This window comes from Agromyces sp. P1_H4, from assembly GCF_056405255.1.
Window position 1 is genome coordinate 1 of sequence record NZ_JBFUCL010000551.1, and the last position, 1,246, is coordinate 1,246.

Here is a 1,246-nt window from a genome sequence, read left to right on the forward strand (position 1 = left end):
GTGGCGAGCGTGCTCCCCCGCCGGATGGCGAGCACCAGCAGGGCGAACGCCTGGCCGAGACCGCGCACGATCGCGCCGCGATCGCCGACTCCCCGCGCGCGGCGGGCGAGCCGCAGGGTGCGCCAGTCGTCGACGGAGGACCCGACCAGGCGCAGGGCCGCAAGCGCCCCGAGCACGAAACGGGCCGGCAGCCGCAGGGTCTGGGCGAGGCCGTCGGCGAGATCGGTGGGGTCGATGGTGAGGAACAGCACCACCGCCGGCAGCGCGATCGCGATGACGCGCGCGGTCGTCGCCAGGCCGATCTGCACGGATCCCTCGGTGACGTGGATCACGCCGAAGTCCCAGAGGACCTCGCCCGACGGAGCGCCGTAGAGCACCATGCTGAGACCGGTGAGCGGTGCTGCGAGCCACACCGGCAGCGTGCGCGGCGACCAGAGCAGCCCGCCGAGCCCGACGGCGGTGAACAGCACGATCTCGCAGATGATCGCGACCGTCGCCGAGACCGCGTCGAGGGTGAGGACGAGCACGATGCTGAGGGGCACGGTGGCGGCCACCTTGGCGACGGGATTCACCGTCGCGAGCGGCAGGCCGGGCCGGACCGCGGCGATGCTCATCGGCCCGGCTCCCGTCGTGACGGCAGCGACGGCAGCGACGGCAGCGACGGCGCCACGGTGGTGCCAGCCCTGTCGCGCCCGAGTTCGAGCCGGTCGTCGGCGATGGCGTCGACGAACGGCTCATCGTGCGTCACGGCCACGACGCCCACCCCCTGGTCGCGGAGCCCGACGATGAGCCGGGCGAGTTCGCGCCACGTCCCCGCGTCCTGACCGAACGTGGGCTCGTCCAGCACGAGCATGCGCGGTCGGCTGGCGATGGCCGTCGCGACGGAGAGGCGCCGCTTCTCGCCCCCGGAGAGCGTGAACGGGTTCGCCTCGGCCAGCCCCTCGAGGCGCAGCGCCGTGAGGAGCTCGTCGGTCCGCAACCGCCGTTCGGACTCGGGGCGACRCAGCGCCCGCGGCCCGACCTCGAGCTCGGCGCRCACGGAGCCGGTGATGAACTGGTGCTCGGGGCTCTGGAAGACCGTGCCGATGCGAGCCAGCAGGTCGCGAGAGCGCCAGCGCCACGGCTCGCCGGATACCCCGTTCGCCAGCGCGGCATCGGGCCGCAGCACACCGGCATCGGGCTTGAGGAGCCCCGCGAGCGTGAGGGCCAGCGTCGACTTGCCCACGCCGTTGGGACCGGTGACGGC

General features: G+C 74.0%; 2 protein-coding genes. Both read right to left on the reverse strand.

Annotation, left to right across the window (positions count from 1 at the left end):
- On the reverse strand, window positions 1-614 hold a 614-nt coding region (locus AC1DY2_RS19875), incomplete at its 3' end, for an energy-coupling factor transporter transmembrane component T family protein (RefSeq protein ID WP_476763980.1).
- A partial coding sequence (locus tag AC1DY2_RS19880; protein ID WP_476763981.1) for an ABC transporter ATP-binding protein occupies window positions 611-1,246 on the reverse strand: 636 nt, incomplete at its 5' end. The genes AC1DY2_RS19880 and AC1DY2_RS19875, both read right to left, overlap by 4 nt.